The sequence below is a fragment of the Moorena sp. SIO4E2 genome, assembly GCF_010671945.1.
Lineage (GTDB): Bacteria > Cyanobacteriota > Cyanobacteriia > Cyanobacteriales > Coleofasciculaceae > Moorena > Moorena producens.
The window spans coordinates 1-13337 of sequence record NZ_JAAHIE010000111.1; the positions used below are offsets into that span (position 1 = coordinate 1).

Below are 13337 nucleotides of genomic sequence, written 5' to 3' on the forward strand. Positions count from 1 at the left end.
ATAATTTCAAGATTTTTGTAGGTCTGCTGGAGTACGCTTTCAACTGCTTGCTTGAGGTATATCAAGCGGTTATAGGTTGGGATGATAACACTGACTAGCGGCTCTTGCGCTTCTTGATGGTTTGACATATCCTTGTTATCTTGCCTCTGGTTGTAATAAGGAATTAATTACTGTGCAAATGAAACTGGAGGAGCGACATCTAGTGGCACATCATAAATTTGAAAACTGTCTAAGGATATGTCAGCATTGGGATCTTCAATCCAGTACAAAGGTACCCGTCCATAAAAACCAGCCCACATGTTATAGGTACTTGGGGGACCTATGATATAGTCACACTGAGCAAGTGAGTACATATCTTCTACAATGTGGTTGTTGGCAAAAGCGAAATCTAATTTTGAGAATTTATCTCTGTCCTGGGGCACATTTGAACATAGTAAAAATTTGACTTTTTTTCCTGGAAAAAGACGTTCTGTTTTTTTCATTAAGTTCACATAATCATCAGTGCTGTAGAGATATTTTGCTCCTAGCAATTTTTTATAATCTCCCTGCCTAATGTGAACCCCAACCAGAATATCACAGGTTTTTTTTAGGTTAGTTACGAGTTTATTGATACTTTCATTGTGTTGCTTTATTGGCGTAAAAAACTTCCTTATTGTTTCTGCATACTTCAAAAATAAAACAGGATTTCTAAACCAAAAACCATGAATAAATGCCAATTCATTTTTCTTGAAAAACTTAGCAAAGTTGTCATCAAAAATAATTCCCCTGTGTACTCCAGTATCTCTTAAGATATTGATATTGGATAACTTAAAATCTGTATAATCTTTAACCAATAATCGGGTTGAATGGTAAACAACTCTATGAAAATTTCTTTTCAGTTTAAGACTATTGCCTTTAAGAACTGATTGTTGGGCAGGGTATCGACAAAAAAAATCGTTATGGGTTCCCTCAAAAAAAACTGCATATTCATCAAAGGCAGGATTTATGACTTTGAGGTTGTATTCCATTGCAAAAGCCATAAAGTTGGCAAATAGCATCATTCTATTGCCTAATTGACCTGTTTTTCTAACAATTATGAACATGTTAATCCTCCGAGAATATTGACAAGCAATCAACTATAGTATTTTGATTTGAGATGTAAACCTATGATTGATAGAAAAAGGGAACAGGGAACAGGGAACAGGGAACAGTAGGAAAGAACGATGCAGCGCGGTCTTGGTGGTCTCGTCCATGAGGGACTGCATCAAGAGGATGCGAATATTTTTTGGTGTTATAATAAATCAACATTTGGTTTCATGATCTATTTGGAAATGCTATAGTCTTAATTTGTTTGACCAACTTCATGCTGCATCTTGTGATATTTCCAAAGTTTACCGCGCTTTTCGAGTAACTCTTGATACTTTCCTTGCTCCACAATTCGCCCCTGTTCAAGTACGACTACCTTATCAGCTTTGGAAATGGTCGATAAGCGATGGGCAATGGTAATTACTGTCCGTCCTACAGCAAGTTTTTCTAAGGACTCCTGAATCAGGCGCTCAGACACAGAATCTAAGGCACTAGTTGCCTCATCTAAGATCAGAATCTCTGGTGCTCGCAGTAAAGCACGAGCAATGGCCAGCCGTTGACGTTGACCTCCAGATAATCGAACTCCGCGATCACCAAGTTGCGTGTCAAAACCTTCAGACAAATCTAGGATGAAGTCTAATGCATTGGCAAGTTTTGCAGCTTCTCGAATTGCCACGTCATCTGCCTGTTCTGAACCATAAGCAATATTATTGCGAACAGAGGTGTTGAAAATAAATGTATCCTGACTGACAATAGCTAGTTTACGACGCACAGAGTTGATTTCAAACTCTTGTATGTCAATGCCATCAATGATAATTTTACCTGCGGTTGGGTCATAAAATCGGGGAATTAAGTCAGCAAGGGTTGTTTTACCTGAACCAGAAGCACCGACCAGGGCTGTTGTTTCTCCCTTGTTGATAGTTAAGGTAATATCGTGCAGCACTAGGTTAGAGGGATCGTAACCAAAATCCACCGAAGCAAACTCAATGGCTCGCTGCAATCCTGAAAATTGCACGTTACCATTCTGCAAGTATGGTTTGTTGTCCGTTCTCAGCAGCTCTTTAATGTTATTCATTGGTCCGGTGAATTCCCCAAGACGCCCTCTGGCATTATTAATCAGACGTATAATCGGGATCAGACGAAACAAAACAAACAAGAAGGTCAGTAATGAAGCTGCCTGCATCTGTCCATTAGGAACGAAGATGGTAAATGCTACAATAATCATGCCGATCAGAATTGTGGTGGCTACGCTTTCCCCAATCGGTTCTATGGCATACCCAAATGAAGCAGATTTGATAGTGATGTTTGCAACGTTTTCGCTAGCGTTATAGAATCGTCTACGCTCAAATTCTTGACTTGCAAATGCCTTAACTGTGCGAATGCCATTGATAAACTCTACAGCAACTGAGGTAAAGTTACTGCCTGCCTTTGAAACATCAAAACTTGTCTCTCGCACCCTTTTAACCAAGTTAGAAAGACCAACACTCATCAGGCTAAATAGCATTAATGAGGCAATGGAAAGTTGCCAAGAAAGCAAGAACATTGATGTGACATAGACAACTAGAAGAGAAACTCGAGTCAACATAAAAGCTGTCACATCAAAAGCTTGATTAATTTTTTCTAGTTCGGTAGTTAGACTGTAAACTAGCGCTCCAGAACGGCTATGAGAAAAGTAACCCAAATTCAGCCGTTGAAGTTGCTCAAATAGCTTCTTGCGCAGCCTATCTAACAAATTCATCTGAGTTATCATGCTGTACCTGCGTCCACCAAACATAAAGGCAGAACGCAACCAGGTTGTGATCAGAATTAGAGCAGATATCCGGTAAATTCTCTCATTGAACGGTCTATTTACTCCAAGTACCGATATATCGAACCAGTTAATACCTGTCTGAATTGGGGTAGCATTAGGGTCGGTTAGATTTTGTAAAAAGTTTAGGATAAACCCTAATCCAAAACCTTCAAATAGTGATGCTAGTATCGTTAAAGCAATAGCAATAAAAGCCGCTTCTTTGAGGTATTTAAACTCTCTTATTATGAAGTGTTTGTCTTGCCACAATTTCGTGGATTTAGTAAACCTAATGACAGAATCAATAAGCTTGAATTCAGCAATCTTATATAGAATACTCACTGGCTTTATTTAGACCTATTATGATTGTTATTTAATGCTGATTTTAAACAATATTTAGCTAAAAAAACTAAGATCACTCTCCACCATTTCCGCGACAATATCAGGAAATTTTTTTTTACTCTTCCAATTCAGCTCCCATCCGAATTTTCCAGCTATCCCCACAAAGGGGCACTGCTTCTGTCGGACGATAAAACCTCTGATCAACTTCCACAAAATCTTGATAATCAAGACCGACGTGACTAAACGCACAATCTACTAATTCACGAACGGAGTGATTCACTCCGGAAGCAATCACATAATTCTCTGGAGCTTTGATTTATAGCGAGAAACCAGGTTTTAACGGTCTTGGTGCGTAAGTCCTGGTTCTAAGACAGTGCGTTCGCGTAGCGTATCCGTAGGATAATCGCTTATTTTATTCAACGCTAATCCATCAACAACGTCTTATACGAGTCTGTGTAAGCATTCAGCGGTCAGCGGTCAGTGGTCAGTTTATTTTATTCAAAAGAACCGATTGCGCTACTTGAGGTGCTGCGCGAACAGTAGGCTGGCCACAGGCTCAAAGCTAATAGCTGATAGCTGATAGCTGATAGCTGATAGCTGATAGCTGATAGCTGATAGCTGATAGCTGATAGCTAAATGCTTATGAGTCTGTTAATAGGTAATAGATAATGGGTAATTGCGCTCTCCTCGTGGTGTTTCACAGCAGCAATAGTCTTTTCCTCAATTCCCAATTCCCAATTACCCGTTACCCATTACCCATTACCCAAAGCGCGACTATCTATCTCTCTCATCCATTACTAAAAACGGGATTAGAGCATATCATTACTAGGGATTACCAGCGGTAACAACCTGACGAATAAAGGCAGTATCAGCGGATTGACTACAAGAGGTTACAGGCATCATACCTAGTGCCTGAAGGTCAGCATTAACCATGATTTCAACCAGTTGTTTAAAGCTCACTGAAGGTTGCCAACCTAGTATGGTATTAGCCTTGGTCCCATCACCCAACAACAGGTCTACTTCAGCAGGTCGAAAGTAGCGTGGATCGATTTCAACGTACTGCTCCCAATCCAAATTCACTAAGCCAAAGGCAATATCGAGAAACTCCCGAATTGAGTGAGTTTGACCGGTAGCAACAACATAGTCATCGGGCTCGTCTTGTTGTAGCATTAGCCACATAGCGCGGACATAATCTTTGGCATAACCCCAGTCCCGTCTGGCATCGAGATTGCCCAGGTAAAGCTTATTTTGCTTACCAGCTACAATGCGCGCCAAAGCACGGGTAATTTTGCGAGTGACAAAGGTTTCGCCGCGCCGGGGACTTTCGTGGTTAAACAAAATACCATTACAGGCGAATAGCCCATAGGATTCGCGATAGTTGATAGTTTGCCAGTGGGCGTAGACTTTTGCACAGGCATAAGGACTACGGGGATAAAACGGTGTAGTTTCAGACTGAGGAACAGCCTGCACTAGCCCAAACATTTCAGAAGAGCCAGCCTGGTAAAAGCGTACCTCAGAGCCAATCCGCTGTTGATAGTGCCGTACCGCTTCCAACAAACGTAAGGTTCCTATACCTGTGGCATCGACGGTGTATTCTGGTGAATCAAAGCTGACCCGCACATGGGACTGAGCTCCGAGGTTGTACACCTCTATCGGCTGTACGTCTTCTAGAATGCGTTGTAGTGTCAAGCCATCAGTCAGGTCTCCGTAATGGAGAAATAACCGTGTCTGTGGATTGTGGGGGTCTTGGTAGATGTGGTCGATGCGATCTGTGTTGAAGGTAGACGTGCGTCGGATAATGCCATGGACTTCGTATCCTTTTGCCAGCAGCAGTTCTGCTAGATAAGACCCATCTTGACCGGTGATGCCAGTGATTAATGCTCGTTTAATGTCTGTCACAATTCCTCACGACTCTGATTAGAGTAATTAGTTTGCTAATGTACGGGATGAAGGCAAAGGCAAATCAAAATTGAAAATTGAAAATTGCAATTAATAACTTCAGAAGTTAGGAAGTTATTAACTTTACCAAAGGGAGTAGGGAGTAGGGAGTAGGGAGTAGGGAGTAGGGAGTAGGGAGTAGGGAATATGGCATCAAAAATTCTCACAATTCCTACAGGGATTGCTATTACAGCACTGGAGTACTTTGAGAACCGAACACATGCGATCGCATATCTTCCTGGTGAAGCTTGATCATTCCTGGCAACAACCTCAGCTGTCGCCGCTCCTCCTGGGTCATCCGAATCACCTCATCCAGTTTCCAAGGACGTGGTCCGACTAAACTCATCTCACCCCTTAGTACATTCACTAACTGCGGTAGTCCATCCAGACAATATTGACGCAGCCACTTTCCAAAATGTGTCATCTTAGACGTGACTTGGCCTTTGTGTATAGCTTCAGTGCGAAATTTAATCACTTGGAACAACTTACCCCTTTCTCCAGCCCGCAATTGCCGAGAAAAGACTGGTCCTGGTGAAACAATCGCTATCAGCAACATCAATCCCAGGAGCACTGGACTCAGAATCAGTAGCAATAGAGCAGCTAAACTCGAATCCATCACCCGCCTCAGTCGAGATCGGAATAGTTTTTCCCTACTAGACAATTCTGAGTTGAACGGTACTCTTAGAACAGCTTTCTTCTTCGCTTGCTCACAGGCATTGGTCCAAACTCTTAACCCTGTTTCACCCACATTGGGGTCGATACAAACCAGCCCTACCGACGAGCGTTGCAAGCAATTACTTAACCAAGACTGACTTTGCAACGGAGGTAGATAATGCTGTTCATTTTTTTGGAGAGGGAGTACCCACAACTGTTTCTGTCGCCACTTGAGCTTGCAGGGAGGCAAAGAACTAACTGCTGACTCTGCCTCATCATCGATATCTAGGATTGAGATTTTGGAGGTTGTTAGTATGATTCTGGAAGTCGTCATAAATAGTTACTCCATTTCACGAAAATCAAAACTTAAACTTTAGATCCTGTCAGGTTTAATACGTATCATTCTCAGGTTTTCGTTAATTGAAACTTTAAACGTAAGCGATCAGCTATCAGCTATTAGCTATCAGTTTATGCGCTACAGATGGTGCTATAAGCGTGTCGCGTATCAGCTAATGCGCTACAGATGGTGCTACTTGAGGTGCTTTTGAATCAAACAGGTAAGCATTGGAATAATGCTGAGTTACGTCAGCTGTTCGCGTAGCGTGAGCTTTTAGCTCACGGCTGACGGCTGACGGCTGACGGCTGACGGCTGATGGCTGAATGCTTACTTAACAATTAACAAGTTTCAATTTTCAATTAACAAAAAAATCAACGAGACTTGACATGATTGCTGAACTGACGCTCTAGTTGTGGAGACTCTTGAAGATCAGATACAGGCTGCTGTGGTTCAATAGCAGCATGGTTGTTTCGCGAACCATAGTAAGCGTAGTTCTGATTAGAACTCTTCACCCCGTTAGCAATGATTCCCATCAGGTTTAAATTCCTGAGTATAGCAGTAGCCTGGCTGAGTTGAGATTGAGTAACTCGCTCTAGGCGTCCCACCATCACCACACCTTGGCACAAAGATGCTGCTTGGAGTGCATCCACCATACCTAACACTGGGGGAGTATCCAGCAACACCAGATCATAGGTCTGCTGAAACTCTGCCATTAAGTTCTTCATCCGTTTAGAACCCAGCAGCTTAACTGGGTCAATTGGGGTTGGTCCAGCAGTCAAAACATCAATGGTTGACCCCAAAGGTGAGATACTAACTGGGCTGGGTGTAGCAGTATCATCTTCCAATAAAGTAGAAAGTCCTTCCTGATGGGAGAGGCCAAGTTGTTGGTGCAACCTCGGACGGCGCATATCTACATCAATTAGCAGTACTCGTCGATGTAAACGAGCAGCACTCAAGGCTAAACCCAACGCCAGAGTTGACTTCCCCTCACCAGACAGCGCTGACGTAACCATCAGGGATTTCAGCTCAGAACCAGAATTGAGCAACTGGATATTCACATAAATCATGTCCAGTGCTTCCTGAAATGGTCGCCATCCCAACAGTTCCATCATCGGAAGTGTTCTCTCGGACTGGCTCAAACCTAGATTCAGAACAGGTTTACTGATTTTACCTTCCGGCAACTGTGGAATCATACCTAGCAAGGGTAGAGCCACTTGATTTTTCAAATCATCAGAGGTATGAATTCCATCATCCATGGCTTCCCGCACAAAGGCAGCCACACCACCGAGAAATAACCCAACCACTGCACCCAATAATAGGTCTTGGGTCATATTAGGACCGGTCTTCGAGCCCGGTAAAGGTGCTTCTACAACTTGCCAGTTAAATCCCCCCCGAGCCAATTCGATGCTTAACTCCTGCCGTGCTTGTAGTAGCTGCTGCAGAGTATTTTGTTGAATTGCTACTTGGGGTTGTAGACGATTGTACTGAGCAATCAGGGCTGGGAATTCCCTGAGTTGGATACGGATTTCCTGCTCTGTTTTGGCCAGGGCTTGATCACGAGTCTGTAGACTGACTAGATTAATTTGCGAGGTGATTAGTTCGTTGACCAGATTGAGATCCACACCACCGAGCTGTCCTTCTGTCAGGAGGTTATTGCCAGTGGTAACCAGTTTAGTCGGAACTTGCCCTAAAACCCGTCTAGTCTCTTCCTGCAAGAGCGCAAACACACTCTGACGCTGTTCAATTAATTTTTGAATTCTAGGATGAGCTTCAGTATAAATCCGACTTTGCTCCACCAAAGCCAGTTCTATTCTTTGGATTTCATTGAGCAAATTTTGATAGCGCCCAGATTGACTCAAGCGGGACGAGGTCAAGGCATTTTGCGGTGAACGAGCCAGTTTTTGCTGAACAGCCTGGTAGCGAGTTTGAGTTTCCATGTACTGAGCGCGGATGGCTCGGCGCTCCTGTTCAATCCCATTCAGAGTTTGACTGACAGCTAGAGCTTGTTGTGAGGGATCAATCAGGTTTTTGCTCTTGCGAAACTGCTCTAGCCGTTGCTCAGCTTGCTCAAGATTATTACGAGCTGTTGGCAACTGCTGATTGATAAAAGCAAGACCTTTATTCAACCGCATTTCCTGCTGCTCTAGGTTGTAATCTTGATAAACCTTTTGAATAGCTTGCAGTACTTTTTGAGTTTTAATCCGGTCATTGCTGGTGTAGACCGCTTGAAATACCTTAGTTTCGGTTTTACCCTGCAGTACTTGAGCTAATCTTAAGGAGCCTCTAATATCACCGACTGTGATATCTGGGTAGTCATCACGAAGCAAATCCACTGCTCGTTGAATCAATTCAGAACTACGCATCAGCTGTAACTGAGTAGCATAGTCGATATCAACAGTGGACTCAGTAAACTGACTCTCTATTCCTCGTGTTTTATCTATATAATTAGGCTCCACCAACAGCTGTAGAGAGCTGATATAATTCGGCTCTTTCTTGAGAGTGATATAGAAGGCAATCGGCAAGCTTGTCAACAGTACACTTATAATCCACAAGCGTCTGCGCCACAAAACTGCCAACAGTTGGCCATACCCTGCATCTGTTTCACCTGCTGCGTTTAAATCAAGTTCCTTCATGGGATTTTAGATTAATGATTGACAAGTTTGGATTGGATTTTAAATTGACATCAATTCCAGTGAATCAAGTCTAAAATATTCCCGGGATGATTAGTAATTGGTTTAGATAAAATCCGGTTAATCACTTTGTTCATATTCGATAGGATTTTTGATTTTTTTTGGAAAGTTAATTTTAAATTAACCATTAACCATTGAAAATTTGCCCTTGAAATATGTTCAATCTCTGGTAAGCAAAATTATCATGGATACCTGCAACAAATTTTCCCTACCTTTTGGGAATAGGGAATTAGGAATTGGAGTATGATTACCCATTACCCATTACCCATTACCAATGAACCGACAATCATAGGTTGCATCCCTTTTAGAGAAAGGGTATAAGAAGAAGTAGTCAACCGGACCTGATATTATCTATTACCCATCACCAGTCACCCGAGCAGGACTATATTGATTAGTCCACCAGATTGGATCTGATGATTTTGGAGTATAGACCCGTATAAATCCCAAGAAATCAACGAAAAAATCCAAAATCCAAAATCTAAAATCTAAAATCAGCCCAGCCACTATCCTGTCACCTAGCTAAAGTGGGAACCTTGGTTGAATGGCGTAACGAATGGCTGAAATTAACAGGCTGTCCCCTGACCGTTTTCTCAATAATTTGCCCAACTGTATTAAAGAAAACGTCTTCAGTGAAATGACTCAGGGCATGGTCTCGGATTTTGGCATAATTCCAGGGAATTTCCCTAGCCTCAAGTAGTGCAGCTTGGAGTGCTTCCGGTGTTTGCCGTTTAAAAAACACCCCTGTCGTCCCTGGTATCTGAGTATCCAAAACACCACCTGCACCGTAGGCAATTACTGGAGTCCCACTGGCGTTGGCTTCGATTGGCACTAAACCGTAATCTTCTAAAGCCGCCACGATCACCCCACGAGCTTTTGCCATCAAATGACAACGCTGTTTATCGCTGACGTATCCCAAGAATCGAATATTGTCCAAAGCTTTAGATTCTAGACGCTCTCGCTCTGGACCATCACCAGATATTAATAAGGGCCAGCCTAGCCAATTAAACGCCTCGATAATCAGATCGATACGCTTGTAACCCAGTAAACGAGATGATACTAGGTAAAAGTCTTCCTTTTGGTCGGAAAACACAAATTTATGGCTATTAATTGGATAGTTGACCGTCATGGCTGGCTTACCATAGATATTCTGGATACGCCGAGCGACAGTGGTCGAGTTAGCAATGTAAATGTCCGGCTCCTGGGCATAGTCCAGGTCTACTTTTCTGATCAACTGGAAGACTTTATCAATGACAGGAGAAAACGCTCTATATTCTCCATACTCCTTGAGGTAAGTTTGCGTATCCCACAAAAAACGGGTGACATTGTGGCAAAAGCAAACATGCTTGGCTCCTAATTTTTTCTTGACCGCCTTTGCGAAGCTTGAACAACTACTGATAATCAAATCGTAATTTTCTAAATCCAAGGCTCGAAAAGCTGGATAGTAAAACGGAGCCAAGAGTCTGAAGTATTTCGTTGACCCTGGAATGTTCTGAAGTCCGGTGGTATGCACTAGGCGCTCACCTAGGTCAATGGTGTTCTGGGAATCATACAAGGATGTGAACACATCAGCACTAGGGAAGCGCTTACAAAGCAGTTCAAATACCCGTTCTGCTCCACCTTTTTGCGTTAGATAATCATGAACTAGGGCAACTTTCATGCTTGTTTATTGGAAAACCTATTCCTAGAGAATACTCTAATCTATTTACCATTAGATTTAATTTGTATCCGGAATTTTGCCGAGATATTTTTGAGCCTAAACGGCTCCATTATTTTTCGACAACAAGATAAAAATTGTTTTTATAATGAGCTTAAGGTCATACATTAAGCTCCAGTTTCGTTGGTAGCGTAAATCCAGTTTAATTATATCTGCAAAATCCCGAACTTGCGATCGCCCATGCACCTGCCACTCTCCAGTCATTCCCGGTTTAACATTCAACCGTTGCCACTCTGGAACCTCATAGATTTCCACTTCCTTAGGTACCGGTGGTCTAGTACCTACCAAACTCATTTCACCTTTAATGACATTCCAGAACTGAGGTAGTTCATCCAAACTAGTTTTCCGCAAAAACCGACCGACCCTGGTGATTCTAGGGTCATTTTCGTTTTTGAATATCTTGCCATCCTTAGCTTGATTTTGAACGCTATCTTTCTGGGTTTCCGCATCAGTATACATTGAGCGGAATTTCCAGATCCGAAATTCCTTACCCATCCAACCACAGCGAATTTGACTAAACAAGATGGGGCCAGGACTGTCGAGTTTAATCGCGATCGCAATGGGAATAAATAATATGGCCGTAATTCCTAAACCTACTATTCCCCCCACTATGTCTAAGCATCGCTTAGCCCAAGAGCGTGTAGATGGGTGAGTTGTTGGTAACTGAGCCTTTGACCAATTGACAGCTATTGTTGTCAGGTTATATGAAGCGTCTAGAATTAATTTTTTGTCTAGCCCAGTCATGACTAAGACAGCCATAACTGGAGAAGTTATACCCCTTAGTATTAGTGATCCCCCGTTTTCCTGAGTGATTTTGTGATTCCTTACTAAGGCACCAATGCCGCTACTATCGATAAACTCTGTCTGACTTAAGTCTGCAATAATCAGCTTAGGACAATAAGGTTTTTGGAGAAGCTGATCACAAGTTTCTTTAAATTCTATTGCTTCGAGTCTGCTCAAGCGGATCGGTAACTGCACTACAGCAGCTTCATTTATGAAGCCTGCCTGGCCAGAAGTCTTTAACGTTGACTGCATCATGATGAAATATAAATTATAATGTCGATTAAATCGTGACTTTTTAGAGAGTAGATTTAAACTATGTAGGAATTGTGTAGAAAGTTTAGCAATCCTATTAACACCCTAGGTTTTAACCGTACATATACCTACGGCTCCTCCGCCCTTGATTCAGGCAATGGTAGAATTTATATTACTCTTTCAATTTCGGGTTGAGGGTTAGAGCAAGGTTAATGGTTAATGGTTAATGGTTTTAATTATTGATACCTAATGCCTTTTGTTACCTTACCTAGTAGGGAAAATCCTAGTTTACCTCTCACTTATTTTTCGACTGATTAATAGGTATAATTCATCGGGTAAATTAACCGGTGGTAAAAATAAAAAATGGATACAAATTCCCCATTTTTTATTTTCTATCGTTACCATATAAGTAAGCATTTAGCATTACTCATTTGTCAGCAGTGACGTTGGTCAATAAGTGTTCTGTATAATCCCGGATGAATGACTAATATAACTTTCATGAGTTTTTCATAAAATCCTGACAGAGCTAAAAATTTTTGATGAATTTTTCTTAAAGACGCTAAATATACCTGAGGTCAATTGCCACTTCCGTCTTGAGACTGATGACTTGGATGGTGGCAGCGAGGATCACTCAGTCTAATGGCCTAAGGCTAAAGCTTTCGGCTACACCAACCAAGTCCATCTAGGTGGACTTGGTTGGTGTAGCGCTATAGTTTTTTATGACTTACCCAGGGACTATACCTGTAAGGTCTCCCTCCGGATCCTACTAAGCTGTCACACATTGAAATTGTATTGAAATTGTGAAGAGGCGCGCTTTGGGGAGATGGGGATATCGGCAGATGGGGAGCTCACAAGGGTAGGTTTTTGACATCATGGTCAAACGGGGAGTGTGGGAATTGTCGGGCGGGGGTGCGGAAGATGTCACTCACCATTGAGGTAAGGACGTTCCCATTCAATTCCTAACTGAGAAAATTGTTGGCGGATAGCGTTGAGGCGCTCCTCTGGAGTGTTATTACCGTTTTGCCAAGCCTGCATTAAACCATTGGCTACAATTTGGCAGCGGTTCATGCCAAAACTTTCTTGAGAGGTAAATTTTTGGGTTGGTTCTTCGGCAAAACTCAGTCCCGGTGCCAAAAACTTGGTGAATAAAGGTACTTCTGGGCGAAAATGGCAGCGGTTTGCTAGATATATGGTTTGCATCACCCCAAAGACAACTTCAGAATCACAGCGCTCAAAGTAGAGTACTCCGCAGTCATGGCGTTTGTATTCCGATGGATTGTATAGAACTTTAAATGTGAAAGGAATTGCTGCTGCATTCAAATATTTTGTCATGCTATCCATGACAGCCAGGGCTCCATCTGGTGTCAGATTAAAATAGATTCGCGCTGTTTTAGAATCGATATCACCATTGCCCTGTCGCTCTTGAGCAACATTACCCACTGCTACATAAAAGCCGTTTTGCCTCAAATTCTTGGGCATCCGGATGGCAACGATGCTACCGATGGTAGCAGATTTTTCCTCACGTTTGAGATGAATCTCCCGTTCAATATGCATAGTCAAACTCCCTTTGGTGACGGCTATTGAACCATCGGTTTCTTCTGAGATTACCTGCCAATTGGGATCAAAGTAGCCTGTGCCTTGATTGTTGGCGTGGAGTCGTTGGTAAAAATCTAGGTCTATTCCCAGCAGGGTATTGTTCTCTAAGTTTTGATGGGGTGCTATATCCGCGCGACTTGTGTTGAGTGCCAGGGGAGTGCGCAGATAGCCATTGTAATA

The 13337-nt window shown here is 42.4% G+C and carries 12 protein-coding genes; 1 reads left to right on the forward strand and 11 read right to left on the reverse strand.

The features are described from left to right. The 4 genes from F6K37_RS14280 to F6K37_RS14295 all read right to left on the reverse strand — a co-directional run. On the reverse strand, positions 1-128 hold a 128-nt coding region (locus tag F6K37_RS14280), incomplete at its 3' end, for a glycosyltransferase (RefSeq protein WP_287250880.1). Between the two features lie 39 nt (positions 129-167). After that, positions 168-1082: an alpha-1,2-fucosyltransferase gene (locus F6K37_RS14285; RefSeq protein WP_008181826.1), complete on the reverse strand. Its 915-nt coding sequence runs from the start codon at positions 1080-1082 to the stop codon at positions 168-170. A gap of 239 nt (positions 1083-1321) precedes the next feature. Next, complete coding sequence (gene hepA, locus F6K37_RS14290) at positions 1322-3193, reverse strand: heterocyst formation ABC transporter subunit HepA (protein WP_008181829.1); 1872 nt, start codon at positions 3191-3193, stop codon at positions 1322-1324. 115 nt (positions 3194-3308) lie between these two features. Beyond that, positions 3309-3488: a Rossmann-fold NAD(P)-binding domain-containing protein gene (locus tag F6K37_RS14295; protein ID WP_071986841.1), complete on the reverse strand. Its 180-nt coding sequence runs from the start codon at positions 3486-3488 to the stop codon at positions 3309-3311. A 373-nt stretch (positions 3489-3861) separates the two neighbouring features. Between F6K37_RS14295 and F6K37_RS14300 the strand changes: the two genes are divergently transcribed. Continuing rightward, the gene (locus F6K37_RS14300; RefSeq protein WP_154659729.1) at positions 3862-4038 is read left to right on the forward strand and encodes a hypothetical protein; all 177 of its coding nucleotides are present in this window, start codon (positions 3862-3864) and stop codon (positions 4036-4038) included. Here the strand turns inward: F6K37_RS14300 and gmd are convergent. From gmd to F6K37_RS14335, 7 genes are all read right to left on the reverse strand, one after another. Beyond that, entirely contained in the window at positions 4019-5092 is a 1074-nt protein-coding gene (gmd, locus tag F6K37_RS14305; RefSeq protein ID WP_287250873.1) for a GDP-mannose 4,6-dehydratase, read from the reverse strand. The two genes, F6K37_RS14300 and gmd, sit on opposite strands and share 20 nt — an antisense overlap. Positions 5093-5127: 35 nt before the next feature. Next, complete coding sequence (locus tag F6K37_RS14310; RefSeq protein WP_154659730.1) at positions 5128-5298, reverse strand: hypothetical protein; 171 nt, start codon at positions 5296-5298, stop codon at positions 5128-5130. A 20-nt stretch (positions 5299-5318) separates the two neighbouring features. Continuing rightward, entirely contained in the window at positions 5319-6119 is an 801-nt protein-coding gene (gene hepC / locus F6K37_RS14315; RefSeq protein ID WP_008181834.1) for a heterocyst development glycosyltransferase HepC, read from the reverse strand. Positions 6120-6493: 374 nt separating this feature from the next. After that, entirely contained in the window at positions 6494-8755 is a 2262-nt protein-coding gene (locus tag F6K37_RS14320; RefSeq protein ID WP_008181835.1) for a GumC family protein, read from the reverse strand. Positions 8756-9323: 568 nt separating this feature from the next. After that, positions 9324-10469: a glycosyltransferase gene (locus F6K37_RS14325; RefSeq protein ID WP_287250874.1), complete on the reverse strand. Its 1146-nt coding sequence runs from the start codon at positions 10467-10469 to the stop codon at positions 9324-9326. 96 nt (positions 10470-10565) lie between these two features. Continuing rightward, on the reverse strand, positions 10566-11564 hold the full coding sequence (locus F6K37_RS14330) for a sugar transferase (RefSeq protein ID WP_044492547.1): 999 nt from the start codon (positions 11562-11564) through the stop codon (positions 10566-10568). Between the two features lie 918 nt (positions 11565-12482). Further along, on the reverse strand, positions 12483-13337 hold an 855-nt coding region (locus F6K37_RS14335), incomplete at its 5' end, for a T3SS effector HopA1 family protein (protein ID WP_287250875.1).

Bases quoted from the DNA above. Each gene is read 5' to 3' on its own strand.
- hepC (WP_008181834.1), bottom strand. From the start codon at position 6,119: ATGACGACTTCCAGAATCATACTAACAACCTCCAAAATCTCAATCCTA.
- F6K37_RS14330 (WP_044492547.1), bottom strand. From the start codon at position 11,564: ATGATGCAGTCAACGTTAAAGACTTCTGGCCAGGCAGGCTTCATAAAT.
- F6K37_RS14320 (WP_008181835.1), bottom strand. From the start codon at position 8,755: ATGAAGGAACTTGATTTAAACGCAGCAGGTGAAACAGATGCAGGGTAT.
- F6K37_RS14300 (WP_154659729.1), top strand. From the start codon at position 3,862: ATGGGTAATTGCGCTCTCCTCGTGGTGTTTCACAGCAGCAATAGTCTT.
- F6K37_RS14285 (WP_008181826.1), bottom strand. From the start codon at position 1,082: ATGTTCATAATTGTTAGAAAAACAGGTCAATTAGGCAATAGAATGATG.
- F6K37_RS14325 (WP_287250874.1), bottom strand. From the start codon at position 10,469: ATGAAAGTTGCCCTAGTTCATGATTATCTAACGCAAAAAGGTGGAGCA.